This is a genomic window from Parablastomonas sp. CN1-191 (genome assembly GCF_049354825.1).
In the GTDB taxonomy this organism is placed as follows: domain Bacteria; phylum Pseudomonadota; class Alphaproteobacteria; order Sphingomonadales; family Sphingomonadaceae; genus Novosphingobium.
Window position 1 is genome coordinate 97,309 of sequence record NZ_CP186480.1, and the last position, 15,591, is coordinate 112,899.

A 15,591-nucleotide genomic window follows, 5' to 3' on the forward strand; every position below is an offset into this window, starting at 1 on the left:
CGCCCCATGCCCGACTACAGCATCATCCGCATCGACGACGTCGTGCTCGACAACGCGCAGCCCGACGGCTTGCTCGACGGGTTCGACCTGATGAGCCCCTATGTCTGGACGGTCGGCGCCGAGGCCCGGTTGCTCGTGCGGGTGCTGCCCAATCCTCTAGGCCCCACCGATCCGACCGGGGTGATCTATTCGGGCACCTCGCTCGACTGGCTGCACTTCCGGATGAAACCGGAGCCCGCCATCGCCCCCGGCCCGTCGCCCGACGATGCCGGCGGGGTCGAGGACCCGACCGTGGTGATTTCCGAAAGCGACGAGTTGCTGGTCTATTACACCGGCGTCGACGCGGCGAGAAAACAAGGGTCGATGATGGTTGCGCGCGGCTGCAGCCTGACCGACCTCAAGGAACAGCGCGTCGTCCTCAAGGCGCCCGAGGGCGAGGGCAACATCAAGGAAGCGACCATCGCCAAGGGCGCCGACGGGCGCTTCCGGCTATTCTACGAATATGCCAGGGACAACGCGTCGCGCATCGGCATGGCGATCGGACGCACGCCGGACGGGCCCTGGGACGTGGTCGACGATCCGTTCGCCGTCCGTCCTGAATCGTGGGACAACTGGCACTTGTCGACCGGCCCGGTGGTGCAGATGCCCGGCAGCGACCCGGTGATGTTCTACAACGGCGCCACCGCCGACGCCCGCTGGCGGATCGGCTGGATCACCTTCGACGCCAATTTCGAACGCGTGACCGGCCGCGGCATCGAGCCGATGCTGGTGCCGCCACCGCCGGAGCACCGCGACGCCACCGACATCGCCTTTGCCGCTTCCTGCCTGGTGGAGGAGGATCGCATCTACCTCTATTACTCGTTGGAAGACCGCATCCTGCGCCGCGCCACCATTCACCGCTACGCCTGACAGGCCTTCGCGAACTGTCAGCAGCCTGTCCCGCGCCGGGACGCAGCGCACCTGGCCGGGACCCCTGCCGCGCCGCGATCGTTACCGCGACATGGGTGCAGACCCCTAGGGGTATGCCCCACTGTGCAAAATAACCGGTGGTTAACCTTTATTCGTGGTTAAAACGCTTTCAACGATCCCTGGCGGGATGCATAACGGCAAGGCTGCGGGCGCATGGTCCGCGGGCCAGGGCCAGCAGGCACGTCGCCTGCCTTCAGAAGGATCGCACTTTCCAGTGACGGCGGCGGTTCGTTTCCCCCGGTTCTTCGTGACAAGCCCGGCGCCGTGTCCCTATCTGCCGGGCCGGACCGAGCGAAAGGTCTTTACCGAACTCAAGGGCCCCCATGCCGATGCGCTGAACGATGCGCTCGGCCGGATCGGCTTTCGCCGCAGCCAGACGGTTGCCTATCGCCCCTCGTGCATCGATTGCCAGGCCTGCGTCTCCGTCCGCGTCGCCGCCGAGGAATTCCGGCCTTCGACCGCACAGCGCCGCGCCCTGCGCGCGCACGACGATCTGATCGCCACCGAATGCCGCCCGTGGTCGACGGCCGAGCAGTTCGACCTGCTGCGCCGCTACCTGGCCGCGCGCCATCCCGGCGGCGGCATGGCGACCATGGACGAGATCGATTACGCCGACATGGTGGAACACACGCCCGTGGACAGCTATGTCGTCGAATATCGGGAACCGGGCGACGGGATCGTGCCCGGCAAACTGGTCGGGGCGTGCCTGACCGATCGGCAGAACGATGGCCTGTCGATGATCTACAGTTTCTACGATCCCGAACATGGCGTGCGGACGGGCCTTGGCAATTATATCATCCTCGACCACATCCGCCGCGCGGTCGCGGCCGGGCTCCCTTACGTCTACCTCGGCTACTGGGTCGAAGGCAGCCCGCGGATGCAGTACAAGGTCCGCTACCGCCCGCTCGAAAAGCTTGGCCGCGAAGGCTGGGTGCGGCTCAGCGCAGGGGAGCAGGACGCTCTCATCGCCGCCGCCGCCGAAGCGCGCCGTGCCGACGCGCTGCCGCTCGACGGCAGCGGCAAGGACGGCACCCCCGGCGGGCAGGGCCAGTACCACTTCCTCGATTGAGCAGCGCCTGCGCCGCGGTTTGAGTGCTGCTGCGCTTGCCTTCGCGCTCGCCGTTTCGCCGCCGGCCTTCGCGCAAAGCCGCGATGCCGATGCCGAACTCAAGGACCTGATCCCCGACAGCGCGGTCCGCGATCCCGAGGCCTGGGCCAAGGCGGCGGCGCAGCGGCCCGACGCGACGGCGCAGCCCGAATTGCCCGGACCCGATCCCGCCTCGCCGCTGGCGCAGCTGCCCGGCTTTACCTTGCCATGGCCCGACGAAAGCCTGGCCGCGCCGCAGCTCGCCGACCTGCCCCCCGATCCCGATATCGATCAGGCGCTGGCGCAGCTGCCCGCCCGGCCCGATGCCGTGCCGGTCAAGGGCGAGGATATCCGCCTTGCCCACGGTGTCACCCTGGTATTCCCGCCCGCCGACGCCGTGCCCGAACGCGCCGAAATCGCCGCCCGGTTCGAGGCGCTGTCGGCGCTGGCGACATTTGCCAGGTCGGGCGATACTGCCGCGCAGATCGCCGCCCGCGCCCGCGCCGACAAGGCGCTGCTCGAGCAGGTGCTGCGCGTCTATGGCTACTACGATGCCGACGTCAGCCAAAGCGTTGGCGCGATCGCGGCCGGCGAAGCGCGCGCCGCCGGCGGGATCGAGGTCCGCTTCGATGTCGCGGCCGGGCCGCGTTACCGCTTCGGCGCGGTCGACCTGGGTTCGCTGCCGCAGACCGGCGCGGACTATCCCGCGCTGCGCGAGGCCTTCGGGATCGAGCCCGGCGATCCGCTTTACACCGACCGCATCGTCGCCGCGCGCGACGACCTCGATATCGAGCTTGGCGAAACCGGCTATGCGTTCGCCGCGGTCGGCGATCCGGCGCTGACGGTCGACCATCGCCGCGCCGAGGGCGACCTGGCGGTGCCGGTGGCGCCGGGGGGCAAATACGCCTTCGGGCCGGTCACCAGCGGCGACGAACGCTTCCTGCCCGGCTGGCACCTGGCCGAAATCGCCCGCTTCAAGCCCGGCGCGATCTATCGCCGCAGCCTGGCCGAAGACTTGCGCAGCGCCGTGCTGGCCACCGGCCTGGTTTCGAGCGTGACGATTACCCCGCGCCAAGTGACGCCGCCTGCCGGCACCCAGCCGGGCACGGTCGCGCTCGACGTGGCGATGACGCGCGCACCACTGCGCACGATCGCCGGGCAGGTCGGTTACGATTCGCAGGACGGCCTGCGCGTCGAAGCCTCGTGGGAGCATCGCAACCTGTTCCCGCCCGAAGGCCTGCTGCGCGTGCGCGGCATCGGCGGCACCCGCGAACAGCTGCTGGGCGTCACTTTCCGCCGCAACAACTTCAAGGGCCGCGACCAGGTCCTGACCGTCGACGCCTTCGCCGACAACACCGACAACCAGGCCTACGCGGCGCGGACGGTGTCGTTGCTGGCTTCGTTCGAAAAGCTTTCGACGCTGATCTTCCAGAAGCCGTTCACCTGGTCGGTCGGCGCGCAGTTCCTGCTATCGGACGAACGCAGCGCCGCCGTGTCGAGCGCCGCAACGCCGACCCGCACGACTTACGAGATTTTTGCGCTGCCGGCCGCGGCACGGTGGGACGCCAGCGATTCGCTGCTCGACCCGGCGCGCGGCTGGCGATTGGGGCTGTCGGTCTCGCCCGAAGTGTCGCGCACCAACGCCGCTTACGCGACATATGCGCGGGTCCAGCTCGACGCCTCGACCTATCGCCCGGTGATGGACGCGGTGATCCTGGCGGCGCGCGCGCGGATCGGCACGATCCCGGGCGCGGGCCTGTTCGACCTCGCGCCGTCGCGGCGGTTCTACGCCGGCGGCGGCGGCTCGGTACGCGGCTATGGTTTTCGCGCCATCGGCCCGCGCGATGCCGCGGGCAATCCTACCGGGGGGCGCTCGCTGGTCGAAGGCTCGGTCGAGGCGCGGATCGACACCGGCCTGCTTGGCGGTGCGATCCAGGTCGTCCCGTTCCTCGACGCCGGCAACGTCTCCGAACGGGTCACCCCCAGACTCGATGACGTGCGCTTCGGGGCGGGCGTGGGGATCCGCTACAAGACCGGTTTCGGGCCGATCCGTGTCGATGTCGGCACCCCGATCGGTCGCCGGCCGGGCGAAAGCCGGCTGAGCGTGACCGTAGCGCTGGGCCAGGCGTTCTGATGGACCCGGTCGAGCAGGCCGAGACCGCCCAGGGCGTGCCCCCGCGCGTCCGCCAGCGGCGGCTTGGCCGCTGGCTGACGGGCGCCCTGGCGGCGCTGATCGGCGTGCTGATCCTGGGCGTTGCGCTGCTCAACAGCCCGGTCGGGCACCGCTTCGTCGCAGGCCGCATCGCCGCTTACGCACCTGCGTCGGGGCTGCGCATCACGGTCGGCAGCATCGATGGTTCGCTATACGGCAAGGCGACGCTGCACGACGTCGTCCTGTTCGACAAGCGCGGCGCGTTCCTGAAAGTGCCCCTGGCGCAGCTCGACTGGCGACCGTTCTCGTGGTTCACGACCGGGCTCGACGTTCGCGAATTGGTCGCCACCCGCGGTGTGCTGCTGCGACGACCCGCGCTCGCACCGGGCGATCCCAATGCGCCGATCCTGCCGCGCTTCGATATTCGCATCGATCGCCTGCAGCTGATCGATTTCCGCGTCGCGCCGGGGCTTGCCGGACCGCAGGCGCGGCGGGTGGACCTGATCGGCAAGGCCGATATCCGCAAGGGCAAGGCCTACATCCTTGCCGACGGGCGCTTCGACAGTGCCGACCGGCTGCACCTGCTGCTCGATGCCGAGCCGGCGAAGAACCGCCTCCACCTCGAGGCTGATTACATGGCGCCCAGGGACGGCGTGCTGGCCGCGCTGATCGGCGCGCGCGAGGACTTGCGCGCGCGCATCACCGGGCGCGGGGCGTGGAGCCGCTGGAACGGGGCGCTGCTGGTGGAGCAGGGCCCGGCCCGGCTCGCCGCGCTCAAGCTTACCGCGCGCTCAGGACGCTACGGCTTTCTCGGCCAGGTATCGCCCGGCGGCTACCTGTCCGGACTGCCGGCGCAGGCACTGGGCAAGGTGATCGACGTCGGCGGTGCGGCAACGCTGGCCAACAGCGTGATTGCCGGACACGTCGCGGTCCGCGCCGCGGGGCTGCGCGGCGATGCGGCCGGCCGCGTCGACCTTGCCGCCAATAGTGTCGCGGGTCTGCGCACGGTGATCGTCATCACCGATCCCGGGCTGCTGGGACCGGGCGTGCGCCTGGCGGGCGCGCGGCTGGCGGCCACGCTCGATGGTCCGTTCCGGGCGCTGACGATCGATCACCTGCTGACCGCGCGCGAACTGGCCGTCGGGACGGCGCGGATCGATCTGCCCTCGACCCGCGGCGTGGCGCGGCTCGAAGGGGGGCGCTGGACGCTGCCGCTCAACCTGGTGGCGGCCCGGATCGTCACCGGCACTGCCGCCGCCGACAAGCTGCTGATTGGGCCGCGGGTCACCGGGACGCTGCGGCTGGATGGGACGCGGCTGACCGCGAACGACCTGACGCTGGCGGTGCCGGGGCTGGGCGCGCGGATGACGCTGGTGGGCGACATGGCACGCGGCACGTACGGGCTGGCGGGCGCGGTAGCGGCGCGCGGGCTGGTGCTCGACAACCTCGGCCGTGCCGATGCCACCGCGCGAACCGTGATCTCGCTGGGCGGTGCACGCGGCTGGCTGGTGCGGGCCGATGTTGCGGGGCGGATGGCGCGGATCGATAACGCTACACTGGCCAGCCTGACCGGGGGCAACATCCGTTTCGCCGGCAAGGTTACCGTTGGCGGCAGCCAGCCGCTGCTGGTCGAAGGCGGCCGGGTCGATGCGGCCAAGCTGTCGCTGGCGCTGAACGGACGCGTGCTGCCCGGTGGCCGCACCGCGCTGGTCGGGCGCGGGCGTCACGCCGATTACGGGCCGTTCACCATCGACGCCACCGTTGCGAACGACGGGCCGCGCGCGGTGCTGGTCTTCGCCAGCCCGCTGCCCGCGCTGCAGCTCAAGGACGTGCGCGTCGCGCTATCGCCCATCGCGCAGGGCTTCCGGATCGAGACTGCGGGCGGTTCGCGGCTCGGCCCGTTCACCGGCACGCTCGGCCTTTTCTCCAGCTCCGGCGGGCCGACCCGCATCGCGGTCGAACGGCTGGCAGTGGCGCAGACGCAGGTGCAGGGTTCGCTGACGCTGGTCAGCGGCGGCGTCGCCGGGCAGCTGGCGTTGGCGGGCGGCGGCGTGAACGGCACGGTGCGCCTGGCCCCGCGCGGCGGCGCGCAGGGCTTCGACCTGGCGCTCGATGCCGATGGCGCGCGCTTCGGCGGGCCCAGTCCGGTTACCATCGCGCAGGGCAAGGTGCTCGCCTCCGGCACGTTCGGCAGCGGCGGCTTGACGCTGAACGGCACCGCCAGCGGGGCCGGCATCGATCTCGGCTCGCTGTTCATCGGCAAGCTCGATGCCAGGGCGAGTGTCGCGGACGGACGTGGCCGGATCACCGCGGCGATCGCGGGGCGGCGGGGCAGCCGCTTCGCGCTCAACCTGCTGGGCGATCTCGCGCCCGACCGCATCACCGTGCTGGCGGCGGGCGACTATGCCGGGCGCAGGATCGCGATGCCGCGCCGGGCCGTGCTGACCAGCACCGAGGGCGGCTGGCGTCTGGCGCCGACGCAAGTCAATCTCGCCGGCGGGCGCATCGTCGCCTCGGGCGTGCTGGGACGCGCGACCGAGCTCGACCTCGCGCTGGCCGACATGCCGCTGTCGCTCGCTGACATCGCAGTCGCCGACCTCGGGCTTGGCGGCACCGCCTCGGGCATGGTTCACTACCGCGCCGGCACGGGCGCGCCGACCGGAGACGCTGCGCTGACGGTCAAGGGGCTGAGCCGCTCGGGCCTGGTCCTGTCCTCGCGCCCGATCGACCTGGCGCTGGTGGCGAAGCTGACCGCCACCGACCTGGAGGCGCGGGCCATCGCGCGCGAGGACGGGCAGACCCGCGGGCGCCTTCAGGCGCGCATCGCCAGCTTGCCCGCGGCCGGATCGCTGGCGCAGCGGCTCAATGCCGGCAGCCTGTTCGCGCAGGTGCGCTACAGCGGCCCGGCGGATGCGCTGTGGCGGCTGATCGCGCTGGAAACCTTCGACCTGACCGGCCCGGTCAGCCTGGCCGCCGACGCGACCGGATCGCTGGCCAGCCCGGCGCTGCGCGGCACCTTCGCGTCCGACGGGCTGCGCTTGCAAAGCACGCTGACCGGGACCGACGTGCAAGGGCTGGCGGCACGCGGCACGTTCGCGGGGTCGCGGCTGCAATTGACCCAGTTCGCCGGCCGCACGCCCGGCGGCGGCACGGTCGCTGGCAGCGGCTCGGTCGATCTCTCGGACCTTGGCGTCAAGGCGCCGTCGCTCGACCTGCGGCTGGCCGCGCGCGATGCCGCGCTGCTCAACCGGGACGATTTCGCCGCCACCGTCACCGGGCCGCTGCGCATCGTCTCGAACGGGGTCGACGGGACCATTGCCGGGCGCCTCAGCATCGCCAGCGCCCGCTGGCGCCTGGGCCGCGCCGCCAGCGCCGCCGCGCTGCCGAGCGTCGCCACGCGCGAGGTCAACGCCCCGGTCGACCGCGCCCCGGCGCGCTCCGCCGCGAACCCGTGGCGCTACCTGATCGACGCTTCGGGCCCGGGCCGGATCGCGGTCAGCGGGCTCGGCCTCGACAGCGAATGGGGCGCCGACATCAAGGTGCGCGGAACCACCGCCGCGCCCGCGATCCTGGGCCAGGCCGATATCGTGCGCGGCGGCTACGAATTCGCCGGCAAGCGCTTCGAACTGGTGCGCGGCCGCATTCGCTTCGACGGTGCCAGCCCGCCCAATCCGCGCCTCGACATCGCCGCCGAAGCGCAAGTGACCGGCTTGACCGCGCGGGTGACCGTGACCGGTACCGCGCTGGTGCCGGTCATCGCGTTCTCCTCGACCCCGGCGCTGCCGGAGGAGGAACTGCTGGCGCGGCTGCTGTTCGGGCAGGGGATCACCACGCTGTCCGCGCCCGAGGCGTTGCAACTGGGCGCCGCGCTGGCGTCGCTGCGCGGCGGCGGCGGGCTCGATCCGATCAACAAGCTCAGGAGCGCGGTCGGGCTCGACCGGCTGCGCATCGTGCCCGCCGACGCCACGCTGGGGCGCGGAACCAGCGTGTCGGTGGGCAAGTACCTGGGCCGCCGCTTCTATGCCGAGATCGTCACCGACGGGCGCGGCTACAGCGCCACGCAGCTCGAATTCCGGGTCACCTCGTGGCTGTCGCTGCTGGGGACCGTGTCCACGCTGGGGCGCCAGTCGCTCAACGTGAAGGTCCAGAAAGACTATTGAGCCGACGCGTACAGCGCCGCCTCCTCGGCGCGGCGGCGTACCAGGCCGGGCATGACCCGGCCGCCGGCGTGGATCCAGCGGCCGAATTCGCGGGCGGCGGCGGCATGATTGCCCGCGCGGTGCAGCCGGGTCAGCGCGGCGTGGGCGATCGCACCGGTGTTGTAGTGAAAGCTGACCAGGGCATCGAACTGCGCCTGCATGGTCGGCGCACCGGCCAGGGCGGCATCGACCTGGGCCGCGGCGCGCGCCAGGTCGGCGTCGAGCCGAGCGTCGCACTGCGCCTGCGTCCAGACCGTGCCCGGCCCGATGCCGCCGCCGGTCGAACCCCAGCCGATCGTCCAGGGTTCGCCGCCGGTGCCGGGATCGGGATAGGCTTCCACCGTGCCGTCACCGCGGCGGCGTGCGCAGCCTTCCCAGCGACGGACGAGGTCGCGCCCGGCGCGTGAAACCGCTCGTGCGGGGTCCGGTGCGGTCAGTGCCGCATCGATAGCGGCGTCGATCGCGGCCACCTCGGCGCGGCGAAAACCACGGCCCAGCAGGCGGCGGACGGTATCGAAGATGGGCTTGCGCTGCATGGGAGCTGACCTCGCTGCGAATCGGCGAAGCGGTCCAGGTAGAGCAGCCAAGGCCTTGTAGGAAAACGCTTTCAGCCGGGCGGGGGCAGCGCGGCCAGGAACCGGCGGCGGGAAAACACCGCCACGAACACCGCAAACAGCAACGCCGGCAGGGCGACGTCGCGCCAGAAATCGGCGTCGCACGGCCAGGCCATTCCGCAGCGTTTCAGCGCCACGACGATGCCCGTCACCGTCGCCATCGGCAGCGTCAATGCGGCCGCGGCCATCAGCGCCAGCCGCGTGGCAAGCCGTCGGCGGCGGCGTTCGGCTTCGGGATTGGCCATGCCCCGCCCTAGCGCGGCGGCGCGGGGGGCGGAAGCCGGCTCAGATCTTCTTCAGCAGCCCGTCGATCGGGATCGCGACACCGTTCTTCGCAGCCACTGCGTCACCGGCGAATTTCGCTGTGCTGCCATCCGGCGCGGTGACCGTGATGGTCGATCCCGACTTGGCGAACGAAAGCTCGCCGTTGCCGACCGTCCGCATTTTCACCGGCTCGCCCTTGGCGGCGTCGATCGCCTTGGCGATGTCGGCCGGGGTCAGCGTGCCGGGCACGATATGATCGCGCAGCGCAGCGGCCAGCGCGGCGCCGTTTTCCGGCGCGGTCAGCGATGCCTTCTTGTCGCCGAGCGCGGCGAACGCCTGGTCGGTCGGCGCCAGCACCGTGTAGCTGGCCTTGCCATCGAACACGGCGTCGAGCCCGGTCGACTTCAGCGCGGCGGCAACGGTCGAAAGATTGCTGGCCGATCCGATCGCCTTGGCCAGCGTGTCGCTGCCCGGCTTGGCCGCTTCGGCGCCGGCGGATCCATCGGCAGCGGCGTCCTTCTTGCAGGCGGGGAGCAATATGAGCCCCGCGCAGGCCAGCGCGGCGGTCAGGATCGATTTGGACACGGCAATACCCCTTGTTGTCGGTTCGGTCGGTTCGTTCGTACAAGCCCGAAGGGGCGCCGCGCCTTGGTGGTGGCTCGGCGCGACGCCCCCCGGGGAATCAGGTCAACAACTTGATCGCCGCTGTGATCAGCTGCGTCGTCGGGTCGACCTGATAAACGTAACCGTCGCTGTACCTGTAATTGCCCTGGGGACCGTCGGCATACTGGTCGCGGTAGGCATAAGGGACGTTGTAGGCGCCGTAGCCCGCCGGCAGCGGCTGGCCGACCGCGAACTGGTCGCCGGTCAGCAGCGCCGCGATCGACTGGATCGCCTGGGTCTTGGGATCGAGGTTGTAGATCGTCCCGTCAACATAGCGGTAGTCGTTCCCCAGGCCGTAATAGTCCTGGTAGTACTGCGGCAGGGGGCTGGCCGTGAACATCGACGGCCAGGTTGCGCCGGGGACCAGCGATCCGCCCAGCAGCGGATAGTACGATACGATCCGCCCCAGCGTGTCGAGCCGGACCATGCTGCCGTCGTAATAGCGATAGTCCGACAGGCTGACGTTGTTGCGCAGGTTCCACCAGTCGTTGCTCGTGCCCCAGTAGTTCTGCTGGCGGGCAAGGCCCGGCGGGGTGCAGCCGTTGTTCTTCTTGGCCAGGCCCGGCGGGCAGCCGTCGATCAGCGTGCGGTTGCGGTCGTAGCTGCGCCAGACCACGCGCTCGGCAGGGTCGTCGCGGCCGTTGACCGCGTTTGCCACGCGAACGTCCTGTCCTTTGCCGGCAGCCTTGGCAAAAGCGCCGCCGTCGCCATGGTCAGGCTTGCCGTGATCGGCGGCCTTCATGGCGCCGTTGCCGTGCTCCTTGGCCTTGCCGGGATTCTCGGCGCGAACCATGGCGGGGCCATGTTGCTGGCGCTGCTGGGCGACCGCGGCCTTCATTGCGCCGCCACCGTGCGGATTGCCGCCGCCGTGCGGATTGCCGCCGCCGCCATTGCCGCCGCCGTGTTGCATGGCCGGCGCGCCGCCGCCGCCGTTGCCGTGGCCGCCGCCGTCGCCATGGCCGCCGCCATTACCGCCGCCGGGCTTGGCCTGGGCCGATCCGATCGCCAGCGCGGCGATCGCGATTCCGGTTAACAGGGTACGCATGGGAATCTCCTTTGTGGGGCTTTCAACGCCAATGCCACGCGACCGTTCCCGTTTTCTGCGCCCCGTTCAGTGAAGCGAAAGGGGCGCCCGGTTTCCCGGACGCCCCCTGCAGGCCGCGATCGTGCCGGACGGCGCGATCAGAAGCTGTAGTACATGTCGAATTCGACCGCGGACGGGGTGGTTTCCCAGCGCATGACCTCTTCCCACTTCAGCTCGGCGTAGGACTCGATCTGGTCCTTGGTAAACACGCCGCCCTGCAGCAGGAAGTCGTGATCCGCCTCAAGCGCTTCGAGCGCTTCGCGCAAGCTGCCGCACACCGTCGGCACGTCGGCCAGTTCGGCCGGCGGCAGGTCGTAAAGGTTCTTGTCCATCGCCTCGCCGGGGTGGATCTTGTTCTTGATCCCGTCGAGCCCGGCCATCAGCAGCGCGGCATAGCAGAGGTACGGATTCGCCATCGCGTCGGGAAAGCGGAATTCGACCCGCTTGGCCTTGTCGCCCGTGCCGTAGGGGATCCGGCACGAGGCCGAACGGTTGCGCGCCGAATAGGCCAGCAGCACTGGCGCCTCGAAACCGGGGACCAGTCGCTTGTAGCTGTTGGTGGTCGGGTTGGTGAAGGCGTTGAGCGCCTTGGCGTGCTTGATGACGCCGCCAATGTAATAAAGGCAGGTGTCCGACAGCCCGGCATAGCCGTTGCCTGCGAACAGGGGCTTGCCGCCGTTCCAGATCGACATGTGGGTGTGCATGCCGCTGCCGTTGTCGGCCTTGATCGGCTTCGGCATGAACGTCGCGCTCTTGCCGTAGGCGTGCGCCACCTGGTGGACGACGTACTTGTAGACCTGCATCCGGTCGGCCGTTTCAACCAGCGTGCCGAAGGTCAGGCCCAGTTCGTGCTGCGCGCTGGCGACTTCGTGGTGATGCTTGTCGCACGGCAGGCCCATCTCGATCATGGTCGAGACCATCTCGCCGCGCACGTCGACCAGGCTGTCCACCGGAGCGACCGGGAAATACCCGCCCTTGGCGCGCGGGCGATGCGCCATGTTGCCGGTTTCGTACTGCTTGTTCGAATTGGTCGGCAACTCGATATCGTCGATGGTGAAACCGTTGCCGTTGTAATCGTCGTAGAAGCGCACGTCGTCGAAGACGAAGAACTCGGCCTCGGGGCCGACGTAGACGGTGTCGCCCACGCCGCTCGACTTCAGGAAGGACTCGGCGCGCTTGGCGGTGGAGCGCGGATCGCGGGCGTAGAGATCGCCGGTCGACGGCTCGACGATGTCGCACACGATGATCATCATCGGCGTCGCCGCGAACGGATCGATATAGACCGCGTCGAGGTCGGGCTTGAGGATCATGTCGCTTTCGTTGATCGCCTTCCAGCCGGCGATCGACGACCCGTCGAACATCAGGCCGTCCTCGAGCTGGTCTTCGTCGAGCGTGGCGGCGACCATGGTCAGGTGCTGCCACTTGCCCTTGGGATCGGTAAAGCGAAGGTCGACCCACTCGATCTCCTCGTCGCCGATGCGCTTGATGATGTCACTGGCCTTGCTCATGTCTTGCCTTTCTGCTCGCCCCGCTCGGGCCGAATGAAGTGGGTGGTAACGTGGCGGGTACGCCGCCCTAGATGGCCGCGTCGTCGCGCTCGCCGGTGCGGATGCGCAGGGCGCTTTCAACCGGGATCACGAAGATCTTGCCGTCGCCGATGCGGCCGGTCTGGGCGGCACTGGCGATCGCCTCGACCGTACGCTCGGCCATGTCGTCCGTGACGACGATCTCAAGCTTCACCTTGGGCAGGAAATCGACCACGTATTCGGCGCCGCGGTACAGCTCGGTATGGCCCTTCTGGCGCCCGAAGCCCTTGGCCTCGGTCACCGTGATGCCCGAAACGCCGACCTCGTGGAGCGCTTCCTTGACCTCGTCCAGCTTGAACGGCTTGATGATGGCTTCGATCTTCTTCACGTCACGTGAACCCCTGCACCGTTGGCATCTCACCCGGACCGGCGACTCAAGAATCGTGCCAGTCCCGCTGCCTCGGGTTAGGCCATCGCGCAAAGCGGGCCAAGCACGGATTCGCAAGATTTGAATTCGAAACGCGGCGCGGCGCACAACATACAGGCAGTACGACGCGGCAATTCTTGCCTAAATTGCGAGCAGCCTGCCTGCTATTTAGGCAGGTGTACCGCCGCAAACCGGTCGATCATCCGGGCCATGTCGGCATCGCGCGCCGACAGCCCGCCGGCATCGTGCGTGGTCAAGGTGATCTCGACCCGGTCGTAGACGTTGAACCACTCGGGATGATGATCGGCCTTGTCGGCATAGATCGCGACGCGGGTCATGAACCCGAATGCGGCGTTGAAATCGCCGAACCGCAGTTGCCGTTCGATCGCCTTGCCGTCGCCGCGCAGCGTCCAGTCGGGCAGCTCAGCCATCAGGCGGTCGCGCTCGGCGTCGGAAAGGGGGGCGATCGGCATGGCTTGTCCTCGGCTGGCTGCCTGGCTGGCTGCTTGGCAGACCGGGGGGTTTCCCTTATCGCCGCGCGCCATGCAACCCTGCCGCATCGCTGCCGAGGATCTTGCCTGCCGGCGCGGCGACCGGGTGCTGTTCCGCGCGCTGGGCTTTGCGCTGGGGCCGGGCGACGCGCTGCACGTGGGCGGCGCCAACGGCATCGGCAAGTCGAGCCTGCTGCGGATCGCCGCGGGGTTGCTGCCCGCGTTTGCCGGAATGGTGCGGCGCCAAGGTGCCGCCGGCCTGCTGGACGAGCGTGCCGCGCTGGATGGCCATCGCCCGCTCTACCAGGCACTGGGCTTCTGGGCCGGGCTGGACGGCGCGGCGACCGACCTTGACCGCGTCGGGCTGGATCGGCTGGCCGATGTGCCGGTCGGCTATCTTTCCACTGGCCAGCGCAAGCGGGCCGCCTTCGCGCGGCTGCTGGCCCAGCGCGCCCCGATATGGCTCCTCGACGAGCCGCTCAACGGCCTCGATACCGCCGGCACCAAACTGGCCGAAGCGCTGATCGCCCGTCACCGGGCCGGCGGCGGAATCGTGATCGCCGCATCGCACCAGCCGATCGCCATGCCCGGCGCCCAGGCCATTGACCTGGCTGGCTACGCGCCGTGATCGCCGCGCTGCTGCGCCGTGACCTGGGCAACCTGGTCGGCCGCGGACGCGGCGGCGGACCGGTGCTGCCGGTACTGTTCTTCCTTGCCGTGGCTACCCTCTATCCCTTCGCGGTCGGCCCCGATGCCGCCCTGCTGGCGCGCACCGGCGGCGGCATCATCTGGATTGCGGCGCTGCTGGCGGCCCTGCTACCCGTCGATCGCCTGGTCGAGCCCGATCTTGACGCCGGGGTCTTCGACCAGCTGGCGCTGCGCGGAATTTCGGAGGAGCTGATCGTCGCGGTGCGGATTCTTGCCCACTGGCTGGCCTTCGGCCCGCTGCTGATGGTGGCGGCGCTGCCGGCCGCGGCGCTGCTCGGCCTGTCAGGCGAGACGCTGCGCCTGGTCGAGCTGGGGCTGCTGGCCGGAACGCCCGGGCTGGCGGCGCTGGGCGTGCTGGTGGCGGCGTTGACCGCGGGGCTGCGCGGCGGCGCTGCGCTCGGGGGCCTGATAGCAATCCCGCTGGCGGTGCCGCTGCTGATCTTTGGTGCCGGCAGCCTGGCGCCGGGCGGGGAGCACGGCGCCGCCCTGGCCGCCGCCGTCAGCCTGGTTCTTCTTGCGATGACCCCGTTCGCCGCCGGGGCGGCGATCCGCGGCGCGCGGTAATCAGGGCTTGTGCCGGCCCGCCGGGCTGGTGGTGAAGACCTCGCACCCGTCTTCGGTAATCCCGATCGAATGCTCGAACTGCGCCGACAGCGAGCGGTCGCGCGTCACCGCCGTCCACCCGTCGTCGAGCAGCTTGACCCCCGGCTTGCCCAGGTTGATCATCGGCTCGATCGTGAAGAACATCCCCGGGCGCAGCTCCGGCCCGGTGCCGGCGCGCCCGGCGTGGACGACCTCGGGCGCGTCGTGGAACAGGCGGCCGACGCCGTGGCCGCAGAATTCGCGCACGACGCCGTAACGGTTCGCTTCGGCATGGGCCTGGATGGCGGCGCCGATATCGCCCAGGCGGGCGCCGGGGCGCGCCTGTTCGATCCCGATCATCAGGCACTCGTACGTCACGTCGACCAGGCGGCGCGCCTTCAGAGCCACGTCGCCGACCAGGTACATGCGGCTGGAATCGCCGTGCCAGCCGTCCAGCAGCGGGGTCACGTCGATGTTGACGATATCGCCGTCCTTCAGCGTCTTGTCGCCCGGGATGCCGTGGCAGACCACGTGATTGACCGAGATGCAGCACGAATGGGCATAGCCGCGGTAGCCCAGCGTGGCCGGAACCGCCCCGCCGTCGAGCGTCATCGTGCGGACCAGATCGTCGATCGCGCCGGTGGTCACGCCCGGACGGACGACGTCATACAGCGCGTCGAGGATTTCGGCGGCCAGCCGCCCGGCCTTGCGCATACCTGCAAAGGCTTCGGCGCCGTGCAGCTTGATGGTGCCGTCGCGGTAGCCGGTCTCGTGCGCTTCGATGGTCTGGTATTCGGTCATGCCGCCCAGATAGCACTCGGCCGC

The 15,591-nt window shown here is 69.9% G+C and carries 14 protein-coding genes; 6 read left to right on the forward strand and 8 right to left on the reverse strand.

The features are described 5' to 3' along the window. Window positions 1–6: 6 nt before the first annotated feature. The 4 genes from ACOYW6_RS00490 (at window position 7) to ACOYW6_RS00505 (ending at window position 8,368) form a co-directional block, all read left to right on the forward strand. On the forward strand, window positions 7–909 hold the full coding sequence (locus ACOYW6_RS00490) for a glycosidase (RefSeq protein ID WP_423141881.1): 903 nt from the start codon (window positions 7–9) through the stop codon (window positions 907–909). A 274-nt stretch (window positions 910–1,183) separates the two neighbouring features. Beyond that, a complete protein-coding gene (locus ACOYW6_RS00495) occupies window positions 1,184–2,038 on the forward strand; it encodes an arginyltransferase (RefSeq protein ID WP_423141882.1) in 855 nt (284 codons plus the stop codon). Between the two features lie 19 nt (window positions 2,039–2,057). Further along, on the forward strand, window positions 2,058–4,190 hold the full coding sequence (locus ACOYW6_RS00500; protein ID WP_423141883.1) for an autotransporter assembly complex protein TamA: 2,133 nt from the start codon (window positions 2,058–2,060) through the stop codon (window positions 4,188–4,190). Next, on the forward strand, window positions 4,190–8,368 hold the full coding sequence (locus ACOYW6_RS00505) for a translocation/assembly module TamB domain-containing protein (RefSeq protein ID WP_423141884.1): 4,179 nt from the start codon (window positions 4,190–4,192) through the stop codon (window positions 8,366–8,368). Before ACOYW6_RS00500 ends, ACOYW6_RS00505 begins: the two co-directional genes overlap by 1 nt. Here ACOYW6_RS00505 and ACOYW6_RS00510 read toward each other — a convergent pair. The 7 genes from ACOYW6_RS00510 to ACOYW6_RS00540 form a co-directional block, all read right to left on the reverse strand. Further along, the gene (locus tag ACOYW6_RS00510) at window positions 8,362–8,943 is read right to left on the reverse strand and encodes a lysozyme (RefSeq protein WP_423141885.1); all 582 of its coding nucleotides are present in this window, start codon (window positions 8,941–8,943) and stop codon (window positions 8,362–8,364) included. The genes ACOYW6_RS00505 and ACOYW6_RS00510 overlap by 7 nt on opposite strands. Before the next feature lie 71 nt (window positions 8,944–9,014). Next, window positions 9,015–9,266: a hypothetical protein gene (locus ACOYW6_RS00515; RefSeq protein ID WP_423141886.1), complete on the reverse strand. Its 252-nt coding sequence runs from the start codon at window positions 9,264–9,266 to the stop codon at window positions 9,015–9,017. Window positions 9,267–9,306: 40 nt separating this feature from the next. Further along, window positions 9,307–9,870, reverse strand: a complete 564-nt coding sequence (locus ACOYW6_RS00520; protein WP_423141887.1) for a fasciclin domain-containing protein — start codon at window positions 9,868–9,870, stop codon at window positions 9,307–9,309. Window positions 9,871–9,967: 97 nt separating this feature from the next. Beyond that, a complete protein-coding gene (locus ACOYW6_RS00525) occupies window positions 9,968–10,993 on the reverse strand; it encodes a hypothetical protein (protein ID WP_423141888.1) in 1,026 nt (341 codons plus the stop codon). Between the two features lie 137 nt (window positions 10,994–11,130). Further along, entirely contained in the window at window positions 11,131–12,540 is a 1,410-nt protein-coding gene (gene glnA, locus ACOYW6_RS00530) for a type I glutamate--ammonia ligase (protein ID WP_423141889.1), read from the reverse strand. 67 nt (window positions 12,541–12,607) lie between these two features. Next, window positions 12,608–12,946, reverse strand: a complete 339-nt coding sequence (locus ACOYW6_RS00535) for a P-II family nitrogen regulator (RefSeq protein ID WP_423141890.1) — start codon at window positions 12,944–12,946, stop codon at window positions 12,608–12,610. A gap of 203 nt (window positions 12,947–13,149) precedes the next feature. After that, on the reverse strand, window positions 13,150–13,458 hold the full coding sequence (locus tag ACOYW6_RS00540) for a 4a-hydroxytetrahydrobiopterin dehydratase (protein ID WP_423141891.1): 309 nt from the start codon (window positions 13,456–13,458) through the stop codon (window positions 13,150–13,152). 70 nt (window positions 13,459–13,528) lie between these two features. Between ACOYW6_RS00540 and ccmA the strand changes: the two genes are divergently transcribed. Beyond that, on the forward strand, window positions 13,529–14,104 hold the full coding sequence (ccmA, locus tag ACOYW6_RS00545; protein ID WP_423141892.1) for a heme ABC exporter ATP-binding protein CcmA: 576 nt from the start codon (window positions 13,529–13,531) through the stop codon (window positions 14,102–14,104). Next, window positions 14,101–14,748, forward strand: a complete 648-nt coding sequence (locus tag ACOYW6_RS00550; RefSeq protein WP_423141893.1) for a heme exporter protein CcmB — start codon at window positions 14,101–14,103, stop codon at window positions 14,746–14,748. Before ccmA ends, ACOYW6_RS00550 begins: the two co-directional genes overlap by 4 nt. Here the strand turns inward: ACOYW6_RS00550 and map are convergent, their stop codons facing one another. Next, window positions 14,749–15,567: a type I methionyl aminopeptidase gene (gene map, locus ACOYW6_RS00555; protein ID WP_423141894.1), complete on the reverse strand. Its 819-nt coding sequence runs from the start codon at window positions 15,565–15,567 to the stop codon at window positions 14,749–14,751. It lies immediately after the preceding gene. Between the last annotated feature and the right edge of the window lie 24 nt (window positions 15,568–15,591).

Bases quoted from the DNA above. Each gene is read 5' to 3' on its own strand.
- glnA (WP_423141889.1), bottom strand. From the start codon at position 12,540: ATGAGCAAGGCCAGTGACATCATCAAGCGCATCGGCGACGAGGAGATC.
- ACOYW6_RS00515 (WP_423141886.1), bottom strand. From the start codon at position 9,266: ATGGCCAATCCCGAAGCCGAACGCCGCCGCCGACGGCTTGCCACGCGG.
- ccmA (WP_423141892.1), top strand. From the start codon at position 13,529: ATGCAACCCTGCCGCATCGCTGCCGAGGATCTTGCCTGCCGGCGCGGC.
- ACOYW6_RS00505 (WP_423141884.1), top strand. From the start codon at position 4,190: ATGGACCCGGTCGAGCAGGCCGAGACCGCCCAGGGCGTGCCCCCGCGC.
- ACOYW6_RS00540 (WP_423141891.1), bottom strand. From the start codon at position 13,458: ATGCCGATCGCCCCCCTTTCCGACGCCGAGCGCGACCGCCTGATGGCT.
- ACOYW6_RS00490 (WP_423141881.1), top strand. From the start codon at position 7: ATGCCCGACTACAGCATCATCCGCATCGACGACGTCGTGCTCGACAAC.
- ACOYW6_RS00525 (WP_423141888.1), bottom strand. From the start codon at position 10,993: ATGCGTACCCTGTTAACCGGAATCGCGATCGCCGCGCTGGCGATCGGA.
- ACOYW6_RS00510 (WP_423141885.1), bottom strand. From the start codon at position 8,943: ATGCAGCGCAAGCCCATCTTCGATACCGTCCGCCGCCTGCTGGGCCGT.
- map (WP_423141894.1), bottom strand. From the start codon at position 15,567: ATGACCGAATACCAGACCATCGAAGCGCACGAGACCGGCTACCGCGAC.